General features: G+C 72.5%; 18 protein-coding genes. 6 read left to right on the top strand and 12 right to left on the bottom strand.

The window, feature by feature from the left end:
• Nucleotides 1-9: 9 nt before the first annotated feature.
• The 7 genes from ACFSHS_RS00240 to ACFSHS_RS00270 form a co-directional block, all read right to left on the bottom strand.
• On the bottom strand, nucleotides 10-522 hold the full coding sequence (locus tag ACFSHS_RS00240; protein WP_376870320.1) for a cupin domain-containing protein: 513 nt from the start codon (nucleotides 520-522) through the stop codon (nucleotides 10-12).
• 79 nt (nucleotides 523-601) lie between these two features.
• Complete coding sequence (gene phaZ / locus ACFSHS_RS00245; protein WP_376870322.1) at nucleotides 602-1,450, bottom strand: poly(3-hydroxyalkanoate) depolymerase; 849 nt, start codon at nucleotides 1,448-1,450, stop codon at nucleotides 602-604.
• Nucleotides 1,434-3,248 carry a PHA/PHB synthase family protein gene (locus ACFSHS_RS00250; RefSeq protein ID WP_376870324.1) on the bottom strand — a complete coding sequence of 605 codons (1,815 nt, stop codon included), beginning with the start codon at nucleotides 3,246-3,248 and terminating at the stop codon, nucleotides 1,434-1,436. Before ACFSHS_RS00250 ends, phaZ begins: the two co-directional genes overlap by 17 nt.
• 123 nt (nucleotides 3,249-3,371) lie before the next feature.
• Complete coding sequence (locus tag ACFSHS_RS00255; RefSeq protein ID WP_376870327.1) at nucleotides 3,372-4,031, bottom strand: phosphatase PAP2 family protein; 660 nt, start codon at nucleotides 4,029-4,031, stop codon at nucleotides 3,372-3,374.
• A 25-nt stretch (nucleotides 4,032-4,056) separates the two neighbouring features.
• Entirely contained in the window at nucleotides 4,057-5,160 is a 1,104-nt protein-coding gene (locus ACFSHS_RS00260; RefSeq protein WP_376870329.1) for a lysylphosphatidylglycerol synthase transmembrane domain-containing protein, read from the bottom strand.
• Nucleotides 5,157-5,759, bottom strand: a complete 603-nt coding sequence (locus ACFSHS_RS00265) for a hypothetical protein (RefSeq protein WP_376870331.1) — start codon at nucleotides 5,757-5,759, stop codon at nucleotides 5,157-5,159. Before ACFSHS_RS00265 ends, ACFSHS_RS00260 begins: the two co-directional genes overlap by 4 nt.
• Complete coding sequence (locus ACFSHS_RS00270) at nucleotides 5,756-7,471, bottom strand: phosphatase PAP2 family protein (RefSeq protein WP_376870334.1); 1,716 nt, start codon at nucleotides 7,469-7,471, stop codon at nucleotides 5,756-5,758. Before ACFSHS_RS00270 ends, ACFSHS_RS00265 begins: the two co-directional genes overlap by 4 nt.
• 98 nt (nucleotides 7,472-7,569) lie before the next feature.
• Between ACFSHS_RS00270 and ACFSHS_RS00275 the strand changes: the two genes are divergently transcribed.
• The 4 genes from ACFSHS_RS00275 to ACFSHS_RS00290 all read left to right on the top strand — a co-directional run bounded on the left by ACFSHS_RS00275 (nucleotide 7,570) and on the right by ACFSHS_RS00290 (nucleotide 13,027).
• Nucleotides 7,570-8,463 carry an ABC transporter substrate-binding protein gene (locus ACFSHS_RS00275; protein ID WP_376870336.1) on the top strand — a complete coding sequence of 298 codons (894 nt, stop codon included), beginning with the start codon at nucleotides 7,570-7,572 and terminating at the stop codon, nucleotides 8,461-8,463.
• Nucleotides 8,464-8,623: 160 nt separating this feature from the next.
• Nucleotides 8,624-9,385, top strand: coding sequence for a FadR/GntR family transcriptional regulator (locus ACFSHS_RS00280; RefSeq protein WP_376870338.1), 762 nt, complete (start codon nucleotides 8,624-8,626; stop codon nucleotides 9,383-9,385).
• Between the two features lie 100 nt (nucleotides 9,386-9,485).
• Nucleotides 9,486-11,303, top strand: a complete 1,818-nt coding sequence (locus ACFSHS_RS00285; protein WP_376870340.1) for an IlvD/Edd family dehydratase — start codon at nucleotides 9,486-9,488, stop codon at nucleotides 11,301-11,303.
• 317 nt (nucleotides 11,304-11,620) lie between these two features.
• On the top strand, nucleotides 11,621-13,027 hold the full coding sequence (locus ACFSHS_RS00290) for an Nramp family divalent metal transporter (RefSeq protein WP_376870342.1): 1,407 nt from the start codon (nucleotides 11,621-11,623) through the stop codon (nucleotides 13,025-13,027).
• A gap of 114 nt (nucleotides 13,028-13,141) precedes the next feature.
• Here the strand turns inward: ACFSHS_RS00290 and ACFSHS_RS00295 are convergent, their stop codons facing one another.
• On the bottom strand, nucleotides 13,142-13,870 hold the full coding sequence (locus ACFSHS_RS00295) for a FadR/GntR family transcriptional regulator (RefSeq protein WP_376870345.1): 729 nt from the start codon (nucleotides 13,868-13,870) through the stop codon (nucleotides 13,142-13,144).
• Nucleotides 13,871-13,970: 100 nt separating this feature from the next.
• Between ACFSHS_RS00295 and ACFSHS_RS00300 the strand changes: the two genes are divergently transcribed.
• Together ACFSHS_RS00300 and ACFSHS_RS00305 are read left to right on the top strand one after the other, a co-directional pair.
• The gene (locus ACFSHS_RS00300; RefSeq protein WP_376870347.1) at nucleotides 13,971-15,416 is read left to right on the top strand and encodes a four-carbon acid sugar kinase family protein; all 1,446 of its coding nucleotides are present in this window, start codon (nucleotides 13,971-13,973) and stop codon (nucleotides 15,414-15,416) included.
• Nucleotides 15,417-15,458: 42 nt separating this feature from the next.
• Complete coding sequence (locus ACFSHS_RS00305) at nucleotides 15,459-16,331, top strand: NAD(P)-dependent oxidoreductase (protein WP_376870349.1); 873 nt, start codon at nucleotides 15,459-15,461, stop codon at nucleotides 16,329-16,331.
• A gap of 87 nt (nucleotides 16,332-16,418) precedes the next feature.
• Here ACFSHS_RS00305 and ACFSHS_RS00310 read toward each other — a convergent pair whose 3' ends face one another.
• The 4 genes from ACFSHS_RS00310 to larA all read right to left on the bottom strand — a co-directional run bounded on the left by ACFSHS_RS00310 (nucleotide 16,419) and on the right by larA (nucleotide 21,046).
• On the bottom strand, nucleotides 16,419-17,954 hold the full coding sequence (locus ACFSHS_RS00310; RefSeq protein WP_376870351.1) for a UxaA family hydrolase: 1,536 nt from the start codon (nucleotides 17,952-17,954) through the stop codon (nucleotides 16,419-16,421).
• Nucleotides 17,955-17,997: 43 nt separating this feature from the next.
• A complete protein-coding gene (locus ACFSHS_RS00315) occupies nucleotides 17,998-19,314 on the bottom strand; it encodes a nickel pincer cofactor-dependent isomerase, group 22 (RefSeq protein ID WP_376870354.1) in 1,317 nt (438 codons plus the stop codon).
• A 32-nt stretch (nucleotides 19,315-19,346) separates the two neighbouring features.
• Nucleotides 19,347-19,523, bottom strand: a complete 177-nt coding sequence (locus ACFSHS_RS00320; protein ID WP_376870357.1) for a hypothetical protein — start codon at nucleotides 19,521-19,523, stop codon at nucleotides 19,347-19,349.
• Between the two features lie 227 nt (nucleotides 19,524-19,750).
• Complete coding sequence (larA, locus tag ACFSHS_RS00325; RefSeq protein WP_376870359.1) at nucleotides 19,751-21,046, bottom strand: nickel-dependent lactate racemase; 1,296 nt, start codon at nucleotides 21,044-21,046, stop codon at nucleotides 19,751-19,753.
• Nucleotides 21,047-21,090 lie beyond the last annotated feature (44 nt).

Consider the following 21,090-nt stretch of genomic DNA (forward strand, 5'->3'; position numbering starts at 1 on the left):
CCGGCGGCGTCAGCCCGTAGCGTGCGATGACGCCGGGCATCCAGTCGGGCTCGCCGAACCGCAGGCCGTAGGACTCGGCGAGCGCCACGAAGTCGGGCACGGTCGGCGGTGCCGGCCGCGGCGAGCTCGGCGATGTCTCGGAACGACGTCTCGGAAGAAGAGCTCGAACCCGGCCGGACTGATGATCTCGATCATCCGGGCCGGCACCGGTCCCGCGTTCCACATGGCGTGCAGCTCCCCGCGCGGCTTGGTGATGTAGCCGCCCGGGCCCAGCACCACCTCGCGGTCCCCCGACCGGAAGCCGATCTCGCCCTCGGTGACGATCGAGTACTCGTCCTCGCGGGTGTGCAGGTGCGCCGAGACGAGCGCGCCCACCGCGAAGGGGTGCTCGACGACGGAGACGGATCCACCGGTGTCCGCGCCCCACAGCTTGAACGCCACGCCGACGCCGTCGCCGAGGTCCTCGACGCGGCCCTCGCCGGGCCGCACGACGGTCAGCGGGGGTGGGGCGACGTCGTCCATGGCGAACCTCCGGGCCGGTGAGGCCGCATGCTGCCCGGTGCCGGGGCCGGCCTCGAGGGCTTCCGGGACGGTCGCGAGCTCAGTCGTCCAGGAACCTCTCGATGACGGGCGCCAGCTCCCTCGCCTCGGTGAGCAGGGCGATGTGCCCGCCCTCGTACACGTGCAGCTGGGCGTCTGGCAGCAGCCGGGCCATGATCCGCGCGTTGACGACCGGCACGATGGGGTCGTCGTCGCCGGCCACGATCAGCGTCGGCTGCCGGATCAGCCGGAGGAACGGCAGGCTGGTCCAGCCCGTGCTCGCCGCCAGCTGGTAGTAGTACCCCCGCCTGGGCCCGAGACGGGAGGCCGAGTGCAGCACCTCGGCGGCCCGGTCGGGGTTGCTGCGCATCGTGCCGCCGTAGAGCTCGCCGGCGATGCTCCGCGCGTACTCCGGATCCCGGTGCCTGCGCGGGGTCAGCATCCGGGCGAGCACCCGTGGGTTGGCCGGCACCATGAGCGAGCCCGTCCCCGTGGCCGCGAGCACCAGCCGACGGCACCGCCGCCGGTGCTGGACGGCGAAGTGCTGCGCCAGCGCGCCGCCCCACGACAGGCCGAGGACGTCGACCCGGTCGTCGAAGCCCAGCCGGTCGAGCATGCCGGCCACGACGGGGCTGAACGTGGTCAGGACGTAGGGGACGACGGGCCGTGGGGACCCGCCGATCCCCGGCACGTCGAAGCGGATCACGGTGCGCCGGCGGTCGAGCGCGTCGACGAGGGGCTGCAGCACCTCCAGGCTCGCCCCGATGCCGTTCATGAGGAGCAGCGGCGGGACGGCGTCGTCCGTCCCCGGCCGGACCGACACGCGCAGCGTCCGCCCCGCCGCCACCACCGTGCGGAGGTGCTCCCGCCGGCCCGGGGACGGCGGGAGCGCGTTACTTGTCGAAGACATAGGTGCCGGGCGCCTCGGCCAGCTCCTCGAGATCCCCCGGCCCGGTCGGCGCCGGGATCTGTCCCCCGGAGCGCTCGCCCACCCAGGTCATGAAGTCGGGCCACCAGGAGCCCCTGACCGTCTCGGCCTTCCTCAGCCACTCCTGCGGGTCGGGCGGGGTGTCCTCGGCGACCTGGAAGGTGGACTTGGGATTGCCCGGCGGATTGACCAGCGAGGCGATGTGCCCGTTGGTGGACAGGATGAACCGGGTGTCCCCGCCCAGCAGCTGCGTGGAGCGGTAGCAGGCCTGCCACGGGCAGATGTGGTCGGCGATGCCGGCGGTGATGTAGGAGTCGACGGTCACCGCGGAGAGGTCGACGGGGGTGCCGAGCATCGTCGCCTTGCCGGGCTGGGTGAGGGTGTTGCCGACGGCGATCTCGATGAAATCGCGGTGCAGGGCGGCACTCAGCCGCACGGTGTCGGAGTTCCAGTACAGGATGTCGAAGTTCGGCGGCGGCTTGCCCTGCAGGTAGTTGTTGACCCAGTAGTTCCAGATCAGGTCGTTGGGCCGCAGCCAGGCGAAGACCTCGGCGAGCTGCGCGCCGTCCAGGTAGCCCTTCTTGCGGGACTTCTCCGTGGCAGCCTCGACGTCATCGTCCATCAGGGCGGTGATGGTGCCGGCTCGGGACCAGTCCAGGACGGTGACGGCGAAGCTGGCCGCCGTGACGCGGTCCTGCCGCCCGGTGGCGGCCAGGTGCGCCAGCACCATCGCCAGGATGATGCCGCCGGAGCAGAACGACTGGAAGGCCACCCGCGGGGTGCCCGTCGCCCGCTCGACGGCGTCCATCGCATCGAGGATGGCCTGCCCGTAGGTGTCCAGGCCCCACTCGGCGTGCCGCTCGTCGGGGTTGCGCCACGACATCATGAAGACCTGCTGGCCACTGTTGACGTAGTGCTCGGCGATGCTGCGGCCGGGTGCGAGGTCGGCGATGTAGTACTTGTTGATCGTCGGCGGCACCATGAGCAGCGGCACCTCGCGGACGGTCTCCGTCGTGGGCGTGTACCGGATCAGCTCGAACACCGGCGTCCGGAACACCACCGCACCCGGGGTGGCGGCGAGGTCCTCGCCGACGGTGAACGCGTCCGGCTCCACCATCGAGGGCACCCGCGGCGGGGTCGAGAGGTCGCGGACCAGCCGCTTCACGCCCTCCACGGCGCTGCGGCCACCCGTGTCGATCGCCGCCTTGAGCGACAGCGGGTTGACGACCGGGATGTTGCTGGGCGCCAGCGCGTCGACGAGGTTCGTCGCGGTGAACCGGATCCGCTCGTCGTCCTGCCAGTCGAGGTGGGCGTCCTCGATGAGCTCCCAGGCCGTGCGCGCGGTGGCCAGGTGGAGCTGCATCGCCCGGCGCAGGAGCGGGTTGCCGCTCCAGGCGGGGTCGGCGAACCGCTTGTCCTTCTTGCCCGGCGCCAGTTCGGAGCGGCCGGCCGCGATCCGGCCGAGCTCCCGCGCCAGCTCACCGGTCCTCCGGGCGACGGTGCCGGGTTGCCGGGCGAGCGAGCGCCCGAAGCGGAGCGCGGTCCCCGCGGGCGGGACGAGCCGGCGCAGCGGCCCGCGGGCGGCGTCCACCAGCACCATGTCGAGGCCCAGGGCGGCGTCGGCGGCGTCCTCCGGCCCGTCCGCCGGACGGCCCGAGGCGGGCGCCGAGTCGGAACCGGGCGCCGAGCCGGACGCGGACTCCGGGCGGGAGGCGGACTCCGGGCCGGTGCCGGACGTGCCGGCTTTGCGGCCGGGCGGGTCGGTCGCGGGCTGGGCCATTGACGGGTCTCCTTACGCGGTGCGCTGCGCCGGGACGCACGGGGACCGAGGCGGGCGCCGGCCCCCTGGCGCCGTGTGACGGCCTTCACTGAACCACAGCTTCCCAGCCCCGGCAGGGCGGTCCTACGACGTGGGCGCCGTCGGGTCGCGCTGGTGCCGCAGCGCCATGAGGAGCGCCGGCCAGCCGAGGGCGAGACCCGCGCCGAGCAGCGCACCGGCCACGGTGTCGGAGAGCCAGTGCGCCCGCAGGTAGACCCGGGACAGGGCCATCACCGCGGTGAACACCACCGCGCGCACCTCCCACCGCCAGCGGCTGGGCCCTGGCCGGGCGAGCACCAGCACCAGGCCCACCGCCGTCACCGCCGTGGCGATGGCATGGCCCGACGGGAAGGAGGCGGCCGTCGTCCCGATCAGCGACCCCGGCGGACGTGGGCGGTCGGTGAGGGCCTTCACCGGCCCGATGAACAGCTCGCTGCTGACCACGGCAAGGGTGAAGGCGGCGGCCCGCAGCCAGTGCCGGCGCCAGGCCAGCAGCAGGAGCGCCGCTCCTCGCAGCGGCCAGTTGACCGCGGCGCCGCCGAGCCAGGAGAGCGCGACGGCGACCCCCGTCGCCGGTTCGTTGCGCGCCGCCCCGGCCATCCGCCACACGGCCTCGTCGACGGCCTGCACCACCGGCGCGGTGACCGGGAGGACGACGAGCAGGCCGACCAGCGCCGCGCCGGCCAGCAGGGAACCACTGACCAGCAGCCCGCGGCGGGAGTCGACGAGCATCAGCGCCTGCACCCCGACGACGGCAGGACGGCCTCCGTCACGCGTTCTCCGGGACCAGGTCGGTGCGGGGCGCGGAGTTGGGTTCCCGCCGCCACGACCGGTTCCGCCGCCAGAACACGTACGTGGCCAGGCCGATCGGGATCGGGAGGACGAACGTCAGCGCGCGGAAGATCAGGACCGCCGCGGCCACCAGCGGGCGGGATCCTCCGGCGGCGGCCAGGCCGGTGATCAGGGCCAGCTCGATCACGCCGAGCCCGCCGGGGGTGAAGGGGACCGCGGTCAGCAGCCGGGCGAACGCGAAGACGGCCAGCGCCTCCGCGAAGCTGACCTGGTCGGCGCCGACGCCGACGAACCGGAGCGAGAGCAGCAGCACGAGGAACAGGGACAGGTGGCTGACCAGGGTGGTCAGCGTGATCCAGTGCCACCGCGCGCGCAGCAGCAGGACGGTGCGCCGGCGGAACTTCGTCGTCGCCAGGTCCCAGCCGGTCACCGGTCCTCGGCCGACGAGCCGGCGCAGCGCGGAGGCCACGCGAGCCGCGCCGTTCCCGATGCGGACGGCGGCGGCCTCGCTGCGCAGGAGCATCCCGAGCAGCACGACGGCGGTGGCGAGCGTGCCGACGCCCAGCAGCCCGGCGATCAGCCGCCCGGTGGTCGGCGGCGCGGAGAAGGCCAGGAGGACCAGGGCCAGCACCGGCAGCCCCAGCTTGGCGAAGTTGTTCCACAACCCGGAGACCAGCAGCGACACCGAGGTGCGCGACCGGGAGAACCCCCACGACGAGTTCATGGCGTAGGTCAGGCCCAGTGCGATCGCCGCGCCGCCGACGACGGTGTTCGAGACCGCCGTCGACGTCTCCGTGGACACCGTCGCCTGCCGGAGGGTGAGCCCGGGCGTGGTGGCAACCATCAGGAACTGGTAGGTCGCGAGGTTCCACAGCGCCGCCAGCACCAGGACGGCGACCTCGGTCCACGTCATGGCCCGGACCGACGTCCAGACGGCGGAGATGCTGGTGAACTGCGGCAGGAACCAGAAGAACACCGCCACCACGAGGACGACCGAGAGCAGCGGGCCGACCAGCCGTCGCCAGCCGCCCCTCCGTGGGCGGGACGTCTCGGTCCCCGGCCGCGACTCCACCGCGGTCACGAGCCACCATCCCGGGCCGTCGGTGGGTCGAGCTCCAGCCGGCCGTCGCTCTGCTCGCGGACGAGCGCGCGCAGGTCCTCGCGCGGGACGGCGCCCAGCCCCTGGGTGGCCACGGCCAGCGGCTCCGCCCGGTTCTCGCCGGACAACCGGAACAGGACCGTGATGCAGCCGCCCTCGAACAGGTAGTACCGCCGGCCCACGTACTGGGGGCTGACCTGGGTGACCCGCTCGAGCCGCCGCATCTTGTCGCGGTCGCTCGGGATCTCGGTCGCGCCCTCGGTGTCGCACGTCTCGGTCAGCCGGAACTCGATGGCCCGCCTCCCGTCGCGGTCGGAGTCGAGCCAGAAGCGGGCGGAGCCGTTGTCGACGTCCATGTCGGAGAAGTGCCAGCCCAGCGGCATGGTCTCCAGGCACGGCACCCAGGTGGCCGTGGGCACCGCCTGGGCCATGAGGATGACGCCGTTCGACGGGGCGCCGTCGTCGCCCTCCTCGCAGGCGACGAGATCGCTGCTGAGGGTGTTCACCCGCACGCAGCCGGGCAGCAGGGCCACGCCCATCGCCGCGAGGAGGGCCGGCCACCACCGGCGGCCGGGAGTCACAGCGGCGACCCGAGCAGCGTGACGGCGATGCCGGCCATGGCCGCGGCGCTGGCCAGCGTGACCAGGGTGAGCCCCGCCCGGCGCCAGGTCCATCGCTGGATGCGGACCGGCGGCAGCCGGTAGGGCAGCAGGCGCAGGAAGTCCCCGTGCAGGTCACGGCCCTGCTGGCGCAGCATCCGGCGCAGCTGGGACGGCATCGTCAGCCCACGGGTCGCGGCGAAGGCCTCGGCGATCTCCTCGTCGGAGAACTGGAGCCGCGCCCGCCGGTAGACGCGCTCGGCATCGGTCCGCAGGGCCAGGACGAGCATCATGTTGGCCAGGTCGACCGCCTGGCGCCAGGGGCTGGGGCGCACCTCGGCGAACGCCGAGTCGATGAGGAACAGCGTGCCGTCGCGCACCAGCAGGTTGGCCGGCTTGATGTCGCGGTGCGCCATCCCGATGTCCCACATCCGGCGCACGATCATCAGGCCCTGGTCGATGATCGAGTCGTCGATCTCGGCCTCCCCGGCCTCCTTCGCGCCCGCGATGAACTCGGTGACCAGCAGGTACTCCCGCTCCGGGGTGATCTCGACGATGCCGAGCGGGTGCGGGACCGGCAGCCCGGCCTCGGAGAACAGCCGCAGGATGTAGTCCTCGTACTGCACCAGCCGGCGCACGCTGTGGAACGGTTTCTCGTCCTCGAGCCGGCCGTAGAGGAGCGCCCGGCCGAGCTTGTACCAGCGGTCGGAGCGCACGTGGGTGGCCGCGTAGAGCTTGCCGAAGATGCAGCCCTCGTCCTCCGTGGCGGAGGGGTCGGTCTTGACCGTGATCTTCAGGGGGGTGGATCCGCCCGATCCGGCCAGTCCGAACGGGGTGACGCCGGTGGCGAGCACGCCCAGCTGGTCGTGCAGGGCCCGGACGATCGCCTCCCCCCGGTCGCCGGAGACGTCGAGGTGCGCCGGCCGCGCCCGGCTGTAGCGCACCGGGTAGACCGCGTTGGGCGTGAGCAGCCGGAACGCCGCCAGGGGTGCGGCCACCCCGAGCACCACCCCGGCCAGGATCCCGGTGGGATGGTCCTGGGCCTGGTAGAGCCGTGAGGCCGCCGTGATCACCAGGAGCCCGCAGACCAGCCACTTGCCGCGCGTCCGCCACCGGCCGGGCGGGACCAGGGCGTAGACGGTGCTGACGAGGAACGCCGCGAGGACGGTCATCGGGAGCGAGGGCATGGAGAAGCCGGACCAGTCGCCGATCACCTCGACCTCGTACGGGCGCGGCCGCTGGAGCGTCATGGCCAGCGTGGCGCCGAGGTTGGCCACCAGCAGCCCCACGCCCAGCCACACGAACAGGTGCCGCCAGCGCCGGAACACCGCCAGCAGGAGGAGGTTGGCCAGCCACAGGACGTGGATCGCCTTCGCGCTGGCCAGCACCCCGGCGACCTCGGCCACCCGCGTCAGCCCGGGGGAGCGCACCTCGCTGATCGCCTGCAGGATCCGCGTGTCGGCGACATCGAAGACGGTGACCGTGCCGGTGACCACGACGACCACCCACAGGACGAGGACGGCCGCGCTCATGCCCAGCCACCACTTGCCCGACGCGTTGAGGTGGCGGGGCAGCGGCGGCGGCTCGCCCGAGGGACGACGACGGCTGCGGACGCGCGCGATCGCCGGCGGAGCGGGCCGGGGGACCGGCACCGCACGGGCCGGGACGGGTGGGGCCTGCGGCAGCGAGGCCATGCCCGGGAATGCTGCACCCCGAAGCGGATCGGGACCATCCCCTTTGGTCCCGTCCGGCGTTACTGTGGCCCCCGCCCGCACCCCGGGGAGGAATCGTCGTGCGACGCCGGCCTGCCCGCGCTGTCTGGCCGTTCCTCCTGGCGCTGGTGACCGCCTGCGGCGCCGATCCTCCCGCGCCCGCCGAGCCGACCGCCACCGTCCGTCTCGCCTCGTACGACTTCCAGGAGAACCAGATCCTGGTGGAGGTCTACGCCGAGGCGGTGCGCCGCAGCGGCGTCCCCGTCTCGGTGCAGCACGGCATCGGCACCCGTGAGGTCGTCGCGCCCGCGCTGCAGCAGGGCGTGGTCGACGTCGTCGTCGACTACCTCGGCACGGCGCTGGTGTTCGCGCGCCCGTCGTTCCGCGACCGCCCGGAGACGCCGGAGGAGATGCGGGCGGTGCTCCGGCGGGTCCTCGGCGGCCGCGGGGTGACGGTGCTGGAGCCCTCACGGGCGGAGGACAAGAACGGGTTCGCGGTCACGACGGCCTTCGCGGCCGAGCACGGCGTCGGACGGCTGTCGGACCTGGCGCCGCTGGCCCCGCGACTGACCTTCGGCGGTCCGCCCGAGTGCCCCGACCGCCCGCTGTGCCTGCCGGGGCTCGAGGAGGTCTACGGACTGCGGTTCGGCGAGGTGCGCAGCCTGGCCACCCGGGCGGAGACGGTGGAGGCGCTGCTGTCGGGCCAGATCGACGTCGGGCTGCTGGAGACGACCGACGCCCGGCTGGGGGTGGCACCGGTGATGCTGCTGGTCGACGACCTCGGTCTGCAGCCGCGGGAGAACGTCGTCCCACTGGTGCGGGTGGAGGTCGTCGAGCGCTGGGGGAACCGGCTGACCGACGCGCTGGACGAGACCAGCGCCCGGCTGACGACCGGCGACCTCGTCCGGCTCAACAGGGCGGTGGAGCTGGAAGGGCTCACCCCCGAGGAGGCCGCCGAGCAGTGGTGGGGCTGACCGCCCTGGTGGACGGGGACGGTGCGTGCGAGCGGGCCGGCGACCACCCGGCGAGGCCCGGTCCCGGTGCAGCAGCTCGGCGGGGGACCGTTGACTCGGTGAGAACGACACGGATACGGTCGCACTATCTGACCTCTGACAAGTGTTCCGGACGGTACCCGTGACCTCAAGGCCCGGCTTGGCCGACCAGGTCGCGGCCGAGCTCCTGGCGAGCATCGTGGACGGCCGTCATGCCCCGGGGACCCGGCTCCCGCCCGAGGCGGTCCTGGCCGACAGGGCGCAGGTGAGCCGACTGACCCTGCGGGAGGCCGTGCGGGTCCTGCGCGACAAGGGTGTCCTGACCGTGGAGCAGGGGCGCGGCACCTTCGTCAATCCGCCCGCGCGCTGGGCCGCCCTGGACCCCATGCTGGTGTCGAGCCGGGCGGCGCTGGAAGGGGACCGCGCGCAGACGGCCGAGCAGATCACGGAGACGCGGTGCATCGTCGAGGTCGGCGTCGCCGAGCTTGCGGCCCGGCGCCGTTCCCAGGAGCACCTCGCCGCCCTCCGGAGTTGCACGGAGCGGATGCTCCGGGCACACGAGTCCGGCGACATCGCCGGGTTCTCCGCCGCCGACGTCGACTTCCACGACACCCTGCTGGCGGCGGCGGGCAACCCGTTCCTGGCAGCGCTCCTCGAGCCGATCAAGGTGCTGGTGCGGGAGGTGCGACTGCGCACCTCGCTGGAGCCGGAGATGCGCCTGGCCGCCGTCGCGGCGCACGCGGCGATCCTGGATGCGGTCGACACGGGCGACGAGGCCGCCGCCCGCCACCAGATGTCCGAGCACCTCGCCGAGGCCCGGCTGGCCGTCGAGCGGCTGCGCGCCCTCGGTGGTCCCCCGGGCGCCGTCACCGGTGCGCCCGACGCCGACCGCGACGTCTCCTGAGCGCCCGTTCCGCACGCCACCGCGCTGGTGGGCCAGCCCCCGGGGTGCCCCCGCCCACGCGACCGACTACCCCGTACCCCACACCAGGACAGGAGCGACCGTGACCGCGACCGTGAAGGCAGCCCACGACGGTGAGGAGCGACCCCTTCGGAGCCAGCAGTGGTTCGACAACCCGCACAACCCCGGGATGACGGCGCTGTACATCGAGCGCTACATGAACTGGGGACTGACCCGGGAGGAACTGCAGTCGGGGAAGCCGATCATCGGCATCGCCCAGACCGGATCCGACCTGGCTCCCTGCAACCGGCATCACCTGCTCCTGGCCGAGCGCGTGCGGGAGGGCATCCGGGAGGCCGGCGGGATCGCGTTCGAGTTCCCCGTGCACCCGATCCAGGAGACGGGGAAGCGGCCGACCGCCTCCCTGGACCGGAACCTCGCCTATCTGGGGCTGGTGGAGGTGCTGTACGGGTATCCGATCGACGGGGTCGTGCTGACGACCGGCTGCGACAAGACGACGCCGGCCCTCCTGATGGCCGCCGCGACGGTGAACATCCCCTCGATCGTGCTGTCGGGCGGGCCGATGCTCAACGGGTGGTACCGGGGCGCGAGGACCGGGTCGGGCACCATCGTGTGGCAGGCCCGGGAGATGCTCGCCGCCGGGGAGATCGACGAGGCGGGGTTCGTCGAGCTCGTGGCGTCGTCGGCTCCGTCGCCGGGGCACTGCAACACGATGGGCACCGCCTCCACCATGAACTCGCTGGCCGAGGCGCTCGGCATGAGCCTGCCGGGGTCGGCGGCCATCCCCGCCGTGCACCGGGACCGCGCGCGGGTGGCCTTCCTGACCGGCCGGCGGATCGTCGAGATGGTGCACGAGGACCTCAAGCCCTCCGACATCATGACCCGCGAGGCGTTCGAGAACGCCATCGTGGTGAACTCCGCGATCGGCGGCTCGACCAATGCGCCGATCCACCTCAACGCCGTGGCCAAGCACATGGGCGTTCCGCTGGAGGTGCAGGACTGGGAGACCCTGGGCCTGACCGTTCCCCTGCTGGTCAACCTGCAGCCGGCGGGGGTGTACCTCGGTGAGGAGTACCACCGGGCCGGAGGTGTCCCGGCGGTGGTCCACGAGCTCATGCGGCACTCCCTGATCAAGGAGGACGCGCTCACGGTCAACGGCCGGACGATCGGGGAGAACTGCGCGTACTCCGCTTCCGAGGACGCCGACGTCATCAGGAGCTTCGACGACGCGCTGCTGCCCGACGCCGGCTTCGTCGTCCTCGGCGGCAACCTGTTCGACAGCGCCATCATGAAGACCAGCGTCATCTCCGCGGAGTTCCGCGAGCGCTATCTCTCCGACCCGCAGCACCCGAACTGCTTCGAGGGCCGGGCCATCGTCTTCGAGGGGCCCGAGGACTACCACGCCCGGATCGACGACCCGGACCTCGCCATCGACGAGGGCTGCATCCTGTTCATCCGAGGTGCCGGTCCGCTGGGCTATCCGGGGGCGGCGGAAGTGGTCAACATGCAGCCGCCCGCGGCGCTGATCAAGCGGGGCGTCCACAACCTCCCCTGCGTGGGGGACGGCCGGCAGTCCGGTACCTCGGGGTCGCCGTCCATCCTGAACGCCTCGCCGGAGGCCGCCCTCGGCGGGGGGCTCGCCGTCCTGCGGACGGGGGACAGGGTGCGGATCGACCTCAACCAGCGCCGGGCCGACGTCCTGCTCAGCGACGAGGAACTCGGGGCGCGGATCCGGGATCTCGCCGCGAAGGGGGGCTTCCCGGTCCCTGCGTCGCAGACGCCCTGGCAGGAGATCCAGCGCTCCATGGTCGACCAGCTCTCCGAGGGCATGGTCCTCAAGCCGGCGGTCGCCTACCAGCGCATCGCCCAGTCCATGGGCGTGCCCAGGGACAACCACTGATCGCGGGGGTGTTCCCTCCCGGGAGCGGGTGGCGCTGCGCGCGTGTCGCGCGGGACCGTCGCCCACCGACGCCCGCGGCCCAGCCGCGGGCGTCGGCGGTCCCGCCAGGTGACCCGACGTCCCCACGGGCGGGACGTCGGGGTGCCGGCGCGCCCCCTGCCGCTCACGGTCGGTGACCGCAACGGGCACGCGCGCGCGGGAGCCGGCCGGCGAAGGCAACGGTTTGAGGAAACTTGCCGGTAACCGTTGACGACCGGCCTGACCGTTCCGCATGATCCCCATCACATCTGATGACTGATGAGTTGCAAGGAGCCGGCATGGCCAACGTAGTGACCGACGTCGACCGGGTGGACCCGTACACCCTGACGCCGGAAGGCATCAAGGAGCCGCCCGTCGGCTGGAAGGCCAGCTTCAAGTACCTCGGCCCCGGGCTGATCCTGAGCGCCTCGATCGTGGGCTCCGGTGAGCTCATCGCCACGACGGCCCTGGGCGCCGAGGCGGGGTTCGCCCTGCTGTGGCTCGTCATCTTCAGCACGCTGGTGAAGGTGGCCGTCCAGGTGGAGCTGGCGCGGTGGACCATCGCCACGGGGCAGCCGGCCATCACCGGCTACAACAAGGTGCCGCCGAAGGTCGGCCGCATGGGCTGGGTGAACGTCCTCTGGATGCTGCTCGCGCTGAGCAAGCTCCTCCAGCTGGGCGGCATCATCGGCGGCGTCGCCGTCGCCTTCAGCATCCTGTTCCCCTTCGGGGGCGACCCGCTCTCGTTCTCCCATCTGCTCGTGTGGACGATCGTGGTCGCCGCCTTCAGCATCGCGATGCTCTACAAGAACAAGTACTCGCTCATCGAGCGCGGCGCGGTCTTCCTGGTCGTCGTCTTCTCCATCGTCACGGTGCTGATCGCGCTGGGGCTGCCCTTCACGCCGTTCGCCTACGGTGGCGACGACCTCGCCAGTGGCCTCACCTTCCTGATCCCGGCCGGGGCCCTGGGTGCGGCGATCGCCATGTTCGGTATCACGGGCGTGGGCGCCGACGAGATCACCTTCTACACCTACTGGTGCGTCGAGAAGGGCTACGCCCGCTGGACCGGCCCGAACGACGGCAGCGAGGAGTGGGCGCGTCGGGCCAACGGGTGGATCAAGGTCATGTACAAGGACGCCGCCGTGTCCTGGGTCGTCTACACCTTCGGCACGCTGGCCTTCTACCTGATGGGCGCCGCGGTGCTCAACCCCCAGGGCCTGGTCCCCGAGGGCAACGGCATGATCACCACGCTGTCCCGCATCTACACCGACACCCTCGGCCAGTGGTCGAGCATCCTGTTCCTCATCGGCGCCATCGCGGTCCTGGGCTCCACGATGTGGGCCGCCATCCCGAGCTGGTCGCGGATGTACGTGAACCTGCTCGCCACCATGGGCGTGCTCGACTGGCAGGACTCGGTCGCGCGGCTGCGCTGGATCCGGATCTTCACGGTCGCCCTGCCCATCATCTGGGCCGTCGCGTACCTCACGATCCAGTCGCCGGTGATCATGGTGCAGATCGGCGGCGTCATGACGGGCATCTTCCTGGTCGCCGCCGTGATCGCCGTCTGGTACCTGCGGAAGACCGAGACCGACCGGCGGGTGTACGGCAGCACGCTGTTCAACGCGGCGCTCGTCGTGAGCAGCATCGCGATCGCGCTGCTGGGCCTCTACACCCTGGCGAGCGTCTTCGGGTTCTCGCTCGCCTGAGTTCCGCCGACCGCATCAGCGGGGGAGGTCGCCGTCGGCGGCCTCCCCCGTTGCGCATCGCGGCCCCCGGGCGGCGGGTCGGCCGCGGCCACCGGGTCCGGGACGGTGCCGCGATCAGCCGAGCGACGCGGCCGTGGCGGCCTGGCCGCCCAGGTGGCGCTCGATGTCCTCCTCGGTCTGCAGCAGGTGCGCCCGCATGGCGTTCCCCGCCGCCCCGGCGTCCCCGTCCGTGACCGCCGCGAGGATGGCGGCGTGGTGGTCCAGGGCGTGCCCGACGATCTCGGGCACCGAGGAGGTCTCCCGGCGCAGGCTCCGCAGCGCCGAGGCCAGCGGCTCGAAGAGCGCCTTCAGGAACACGTTGTCCGCCGCCTCGAACAGCAATCCGTGGAACGCGAGGTCGGCCTCGGCCACGGCGCCGACGTCGCCCTCCCCGTGGGCCCGCGCCATGTCGTCGTGCGACGCCGCCAGCCGCTCCACGTGCACGTCCTGACGACGCTGCGCGGCGAGCTCCGCGATGGCCACCTCGACGGCGCGCCGCGCCTCGAGGAGCCGCATCGGCAGCAACAGGGCGTCCGGGTGCAGCCGGCTGCGAGCGACCAGGAGCCGGCCGTCCAGGGGGGACCATTCCTCCGCGGGGTTCACGGTGCTGGAGCGACCCTGGCGCACGTGAATGACACGGGTCGAGGCCAGGGAGCGGATCGCCTCTCGCACGGTCAGCCGGCTGACGCCGAAGCGGTCGGCCAGCTCGGCCTCGCTGGGCAGGGTGCCGCCGATCGGGAACGTTCCGTCCAGGACCAGCTGGAGCAACTGGTCGGCCACGAGATCGGCTCGACCGGGACGCATGGCGCCACGGTACAAGGGCGGCGGGCAGCCCTTGACGCACCTGTGTCGCACCGCCGAACATGTCAGATGTCAGATCCGTTCACCACCCCGGAGGCACCGGTTGATCGACGCAGGTCCGGACGCGCTCCCTGATCCCCTCCGGATCCCCGATGCCCGGGCTCGGATCCGCAGCAGCCGGGAGGCCGAGGGCCGCCGGACCGTCGTCCTGGACGACGACCCCACCGGTTCGCAGTGCGTGTACGGGATGGACGTCGTCACCGCCCTGGACGCCGCCGAGTACGCCCGGGCGCTGGCCGAGCCCGGGGCCACCTGTTTCGTGCTGACCAACACCCGGAGCCTGCCCGAGCGCGAGGCGGTGCGGCTCACCGCGGAGGTGGCCACCGACGTCCTGACGACCATGGGGCCCTTGGCGGCACCGGTCGACCTCGTCAGCCGCAGCGACTCCACGCTGCGCGGCCACGTCGTCGCTGAGATGCAGGCTCTGGTCGACGTGCACCTGCGCGAGACGGGCCGGCCGGTCGACGGCGTACTGCTGGTCCCGGCCTTCTTCGAGGCCGGTCGCTTCACGGCCGGTGACGTGCACTACGCCACCGTCGACGGGGTTCCCGTCCCGGTGGCCGACACGGAGTTCGCCCGCGACGCCAGCTTCGGCTACACCCGGTCGAACCTGCGGGAATTCGTGGCCGAGAAGAGTGGCGGGCGGCTGCGCCCCGACGAGGTGGTCAGCCTCACGCTCCACGACATCAGGGTCGGCGGCCCCGACCGGGTGGCCGAGATCCTCGGGAAGGTCAGCGGCGGCGCGTACGTCGTCGTCAACGCCACCGACTACGCCGATCTGGAGGTCGTCGTCCTCGGCCTGATCGAGGCCCGCCGGGCCGGCAGGTCGTTCGTGTACCGCGTCGGCCCGTCGTTCATGCGCGCCATCGCCGGCATCGAGCCCCGTGCTCCTCTCCGGACCGGTGACATCTGGCCGCAGGGCCACCCCGGTGGCCACGGTCTCCTCGTCGTCGGCTCCCATGTCGGGCTGACCAGCCTGCAGGTGGCGGCCGCCGAGGAACGGGGACATCTCGAGCGGATCGAGCTCTCCGTGCCGGCCCTGCTGGACCCTCGGCGGCGGGACGACCACATCGCCGAGACGGCCGCTCGGGTGCGGGCCGCCCTCGTCGACAGCGACGTGCTGCTGCTCACCAGCCGGGACCTCGTCCGCGGAACCGGCGCGGACGACAGCCTGGCCATCGCCCGCGCCGTGTCCGCGGGCGTCACCTCCGTCGTGCGGGCGGCGCTCCCCGGCGCGCCGGCCTGGGTCGTCGCCAAGGGCGGGATCACCTCCCACGACGTGGCCGTGGAGGGCCTGGGCATCCGGCGCGCCGAGGTCCTCGGGCAGCTCCTGCCGGGCATGGTCTCCGTGCTGCGCCCCGTGGAGGCGGCGGAGGGCGCGGTCGGTGTTCCCTACGTCGTCTTCGCCGGCAACGTGGGCGACGCCCGGGCGCTGGCCCACGTCGTCGACGTGGTGACCGGCCGGGGATCCTCCGCGGCAGCGGACTGAACCACACGAACGTACGACGGTGACGACGAGGGAGCGGGTGGCATGACGCAGGTGGGCTGGATCGGGCTGGGCGCGATGGGTCGGCCGATGGCCGCCCGGCTCCTGGACGGCGGGCACCGGGTGGTCGGCTACGACGTCGATCCGGCCGCCGTGGCGGCGCTGGGCGACGGTGCCGAGGCGGCGGCGTCGCCCGCGGAGGCCGCGGCCGGCTGCGACGTGCTGGCCGTGATGGTCGCGACCGGCGCGCAGGCCGACGACGTCCTGTTCGGCAATCGGGGCGCCGCGCCGGAACTGCGACCGGGCGCGGTCGTCCTGATCATGGCCACCGTCGGGCCGGCCGTCGTGCAGGCGATCGCCGCCCGCCTCGCCGAGCAGGGCGTGCACCTGGTCGACGCGCCGGTGTCTGGTGGGGTGGCCCGCGCGACCACCGGCGAGCTGCTGATGATGGTCAGCGGTCCCGAGGAGGCGGTCGCCGCGGTCGCGCCTCTCCTGGATGCCATGTCGAGCCGGGCCCCGGTGGTGGGCGCCGCTCCCGGTGACGGGCAGAAGGTCAAGCTGGTCAACCAGCTCCTGTGCGGCGTCCACATCGCGGCCGCGGCCGAGGGCCTGGCCTACGCCGAGGCCCTCGGCCTGGACGCGGAGGCCTGCTGGGAGGTCATCCGGCACGGCGCAGCGGCCTCGTTCATGCTCGACGACCGCGGGAGCCGCATGGTGCACGGCGCGGGGGAGCAGGTGAAGAGCGCCCTCGACATCTTCGTCAAGGACATGGGCCTGGTGCTGGCCGCCGCCCGCGAGAACGTCTACCCGGCGCCGCTGGCCTCCGTCGCCGAGCAGCTCTACCTGACCGGGCGCCGGGCCGGTCTGGGGCCGGCCGACGACTCCAACCTCATCGAGGTGCTGCGCGGCAAGCGCTGAGCCACGACGTGCCCGAGGTGCTGCGCGGCAAGCGGCACGTACTGAGCCGCTCGCCGCGCAGCACCTCGGCATGGCCTCACCGGCCTGTCACATCACCGCGCCGAGCTGCCACGGGACGAACTCCTCCTGGCCGAACCCGAGTTCCTCGCTGAGCGTCTTGCGACCCGAGGCGGTGTCCAGGATGAGCTGGAACAACCGCGCGCCGACCTCCTGGACGCTCGCCTCGCCGTCCATGATCACGCCGCAGTTGAGGTCCATGTCGCCGGACATGCGCTCGTACATCTCGGTGTTGGTCGCCAGCTTCAGGCTGGGCGTCGGCTTGCAGCCCAGCACCGAACCACGGCCGGTCGTGAAGCACATGACCGTCGCCCCGCCCGCCACGATCCCGGTGACGGAGACCGGGTCGTACCCGGGGGTGTCCATGAACGTGAAGCCCTTGGCGGTCACCTTCTCGGCGTACTTGTAGACGTCGGTGAGGTTGGTCGTCCCGCCCTTGGCGACGGCGCCCAGCGACTTCTCCAGGATGGTGGTGAGACCACCGGCCTTGTTGCCGGGGGAGGGGTTGTTGTCCATGGAGCCGCCGTTGTCGGCCGTGTACTTCTCCCACCACTTGATCAGGTCGACGAGCTTGTCGCCGACCTCCTGGCTCACCGCGCGGCGGGTCAGCAGGTGCTCGGCCCCGTAGATCTCCGGGGTCTCACCGAGGACGGCGGTCCCGCCGTGGCGCACCAGCAGGTCCACCGCGGCACCGAGGGCCGGGTTGGCGGTGATGCCGGAGTAGGCGTCCGAGCCGCCGCAGTTCAGGCCGAGGATCAGCTCGCTCGCCGGAACGGTGGTGCGGCTGACCTGGTTGGCCAGCGGCAGCATCTCCCGGATGGCGGCCACGCCGGCGCGGACGGTGGCTGCGGTGCCGCCCTGCTCCTGGATGGTCATCGTCTGGACCAGCTTGGTGCTGTCGAGCTGCCACTTCTCCGCCAGGCTCGCGACCTGGTTCACCTCGCAGCCGAGGCCCAACATCAGGAAGCCGGCGAAGTTCGGGTGCTCGGCATAGCCGGTGAGCGTGCGCTGGAGGACGTCGAAGCCCTCGCCCGAACTGGCCATCCCGCAGCCGGCGCCGTGGGCGAGGGCCACGACGCCGTCGACGTTCGGGAACTCGTCCAGCAGCCCGGGGGAGCGGAACTGGTCGGCGATCAGCTTGGCGGTGGTGGCCGAGCAGTTCACCGAGGTGAGGATGCCGATGTAGTTGCGGGTGGCGACCTTGCCGTCGGCCCGCACGATGCCCTGGAAGGTGGCCCGCTCGCTCTCGGGGACCATCTCCGTCGGCACCACGTCGGCGCCGAATGCGTAGTCGCGCTCGAAGGCCCGGAACTCGACGTTGTGGGTGTGCACGTGGTCGCCGGGCTGGATGGCCGTCGTCGCGAAACCGATGATCTGGTTGTACTTGCGGACGGGCTCTCCGGCGGCGATCGGCGCGACCGCGACCTTGTGGCCACGGGGAACGGCCGCCCGCACGGTGACGCCGCCGGCGGCCGCGCCCTCCTCCAGGTCGCGCGAGGCGACGACCACGTTGTCGGACGGGTGCAGGTGCACGCCGATCTGCTCGAAGGTCGCTGCCAGGGTCATCGTCTCTTCTCCGGTTCTGAGGGGGTGTGTCGGTCGGTCGGTGTCACCAGGGCTCCAGCTGCCCGTCGCCGTCGAATCGCATGGGCCGCGGATCGCCGGTGACCTCCAGCCTCGGGTGGTCGCGCACCTGGTCGCGGAGGTTCTCCGACACCAGGAGGTGCTCGAGGTCGAGGGTGTTGCGCATGCGGACGAGCGAGATCCCGTGGAGCTCCGCCCGCCCGCAGGTCAGCATCGCGGCGGCCACGGCGCTCCTGTCCGTGGCCATCGCCATGGGCACCTGGGCGCGCTGCGGGCCGCCCAGGCCCGCGGTCATCGCGTTGATGTAGGTGATCCGCAGATCAACCTTCTCGAGGATGCGGAACGGGATGAAGTCGGCCAGGCCCAGGCCGACCACGTTGCCGTGGGAGATGTCGGTGACGTCCAGCACGGCGATGTTGGTGATCCGCGGGCGCGGGAGGTCGGGGGTGCCGCGGATCATCATGCGGCCGATGACGTTGGGATCCATCCCGGAGCCGGACACGTTCTTGCCCATGGCGTCGATGACCGCGACGTCGATCTCGTCGAAGGGCAGGGTCGCCATCGACTTCTTCGCCTCGTCGAGCAGCCGGGCCTCGCCGTCGCCGGCGATGTCCTCCGGCTCCAGCAGCGAGATCTGCGCCGCGCGGTCGTAGGCGTTCTCGATGATGCCCAGACCGCCGAGGACCTTCCCGGTATCCACGATGCGCCGCGCCACGCGCGGGATCCATACGCCCAGGTTCGCCGGGCCGTAGGCGTGGATGCCCTCCGCGCCCCGCCGCTTGCCCAGGCCGATCGCGATGATCTTGGCGATCCCGCTCTCGATCTCGCCCTTGAAGTCGGTGTGCGCCTTGATCCGGTTGACGGCGAGGATCGCGTCCGCCTTGGCGGCGTGGGCGTCCAGGTGCACGGCGGGGCCGCCGGGCAGCCGGTCCAGCTCGACGGTCTCCATCGTGGCGTGGATCGGCATGCCGAGGTACTCCTCGGTCATGCCGAGGTCGGCCAGCATCTGCAGCTGGCCCTCGGCGGTGGCGCCCCCGTGCGAGCCCATGGCCGGGACGACGAACGGCTCGGCCCCGACCGAGCGCAGCCACGCCCCGGCGGCCCGCACGACTGCCGGCTTGTCGTGGATCCCCCGGCTGCCCGCGGTGATGGCGACGCTCATCCCCGGGCGCACCCGCGACCGCAGGGGCTCGAGCGCCTCCGTGGTGGCCGCCGCCACGTCGTCCAGCCGCGTGGCGTCGAAGTCCTGCCGGACCGGGATGAGGTTCGGGAAGGGAGCGTCGAACTCGAGGCCGCGCAGTGCTTCGAACGGCCCGAGGTTCCTGCCGCCGTCGTCGGTCATCGCATCTCCCGCCGTTGTTGGTTGCTGACCGGTCACGAGCGGGCGACCGCGCGAGCCTGCGCCCGCGCCGTCCCCACGCCGACGGCCTCGGCGAGGCCGTCGTGGCCGTTCCGCCCGCTGCCGGAGGCCGTCCCGCGGTCCGAGCCCGTCCGTACGCCGGGCAGCCCGTTCCTGGCGTCGGCGCCGGTCCGCGACCCCAGATTCTTCACCGTGGCGTCATCCACCGCGGCGTGGTCGTGGTCGGAAGGCGTCGTGAATGCCGTCTCGGGGTCCCCTGCGAGCGGCGCGGCAGCGTCAGCGGCACCGCCCCGGTCGTCGGTGAGGACGGCCGGGCGGCGAGGGCCGGCATCGACGGAAGTCACGGATCCGACGACCTCCATCGGCAGACTGCGTGTGCCACCGAGGGTAGGGAGCGGCAGGTGCCGCCGTCAAGAACTCATCTGATGTCAGCGAAGCTGTCGGCGCTGACATAGGGGATCGTCTGCGGTCCCTCCGGTAGCACGCACACCCGGGCGTCCGGTCCGGCGGCCGCGAGCAGCTCCTGCACCGTGGCGCCGATGTCGTGCGTCTGCTCCAGGTGGGCCGCCTCCAGGGCGTGGTCGGAGAGGTAGGACGTGTGCATGATGACCCGCGCGCGGCTCTGCACCTTGGCCTGCACCTGCACCTGCCACTGGTCGGGAACCGTCCGCGCCCGGTTCTCGATCAGGTCGAGGAGCGCCTGCGGCGAATCGGCGGACTCGAGCACCTCGCGGTAGGAGCCGTGGTTGGGGAACCCGTCCCGGCACTCGGCCGCGCAGATGATCGCGCCGCCGTCCTTCACCACCGTGGCCGCCGCGGAGATGCCCTTCACCGCCTGGTAGAGGTTCTGGTCCAGGGGGAACCCGGAGTTGGTCGTGACGACGACGTCGAACCGTCCGGGCACCGGCGCCATCGCCTGCTCCCGGGCCGCCTCCCGCGCCGCGGCGTGCATGGCGAAGAGCTCGCCGCCGAAGGCGCCCACGATCTGCTGTTCCCTGTTCAGCGTGACGTCGAAGCCGAAGTCGACGCGGCCGACCGCGGCCACGACCGCCCGGATGTCGTCGTGCACGGGGTTGCCCTCGCAGACGCCCCACACGGCATCGGGCGACCCGATGCGCCGTGCATCGTGCAGGGTGAGGACGGTCTCGAGGCCGGCGAGTCCCGGCACGGTCAGCTTCGGGCCCCCGCTGAACCCGGCGAAGAAGTGCGGCTCGACGAAGCCCGTGGTGATCCGGACGTCGGCCTCCACCCAGTGGCGGTTGAGCCAGACCGGCACGCCGTTGCCGTGCCGGCCCATCCACACCAGGGACGCGTCGTCGCGCGCGTCGTGGTTGAGGACGTGCACGCGGTCGACGACGTCGGCCCCGAGCATGGCCCGGAGCTCCGCCTCGGTGTTGCCGCGGTGGGTGCCGGTGGCCACGAGCACGACCACGTCGTCGAGGTCGACGATGCCGGCGAGCTCCTCCAGCACGGCCGGGACCATGAGGTCCCGCGGCTGCGCCCGGGTGCCGTCGCAGATGGAGATGGCCACGGTCTGGCCCGGCCGCACGAGCTCACGCAGCGGCGGGCCGGCCACCGGCTCGCGCAGCGCCGACCGCAGGACCGCGGCGGGATCCGGCGCGCCGGGCAGGTAGCGCGGCTCGATGACCGTCGTCCGGTCGTCGGGCAGGTCGACGGCGAGGCCGCTCTCTCCGTAGGCCAGTTCGATCCGCATCCGCCCTCCTTACCGTGTCCGTGCGGTTCCCGCAGCCTCGGGAG

It is taken from the genome of Blastococcus deserti, assembly GCF_042682525.1.
GTDB classification, from domain to species: Bacteria; Actinomycetota; Actinomycetes; order Mycobacteriales; family Geodermatophilaceae; genus Blastococcus_B; species Blastococcus_B deserti.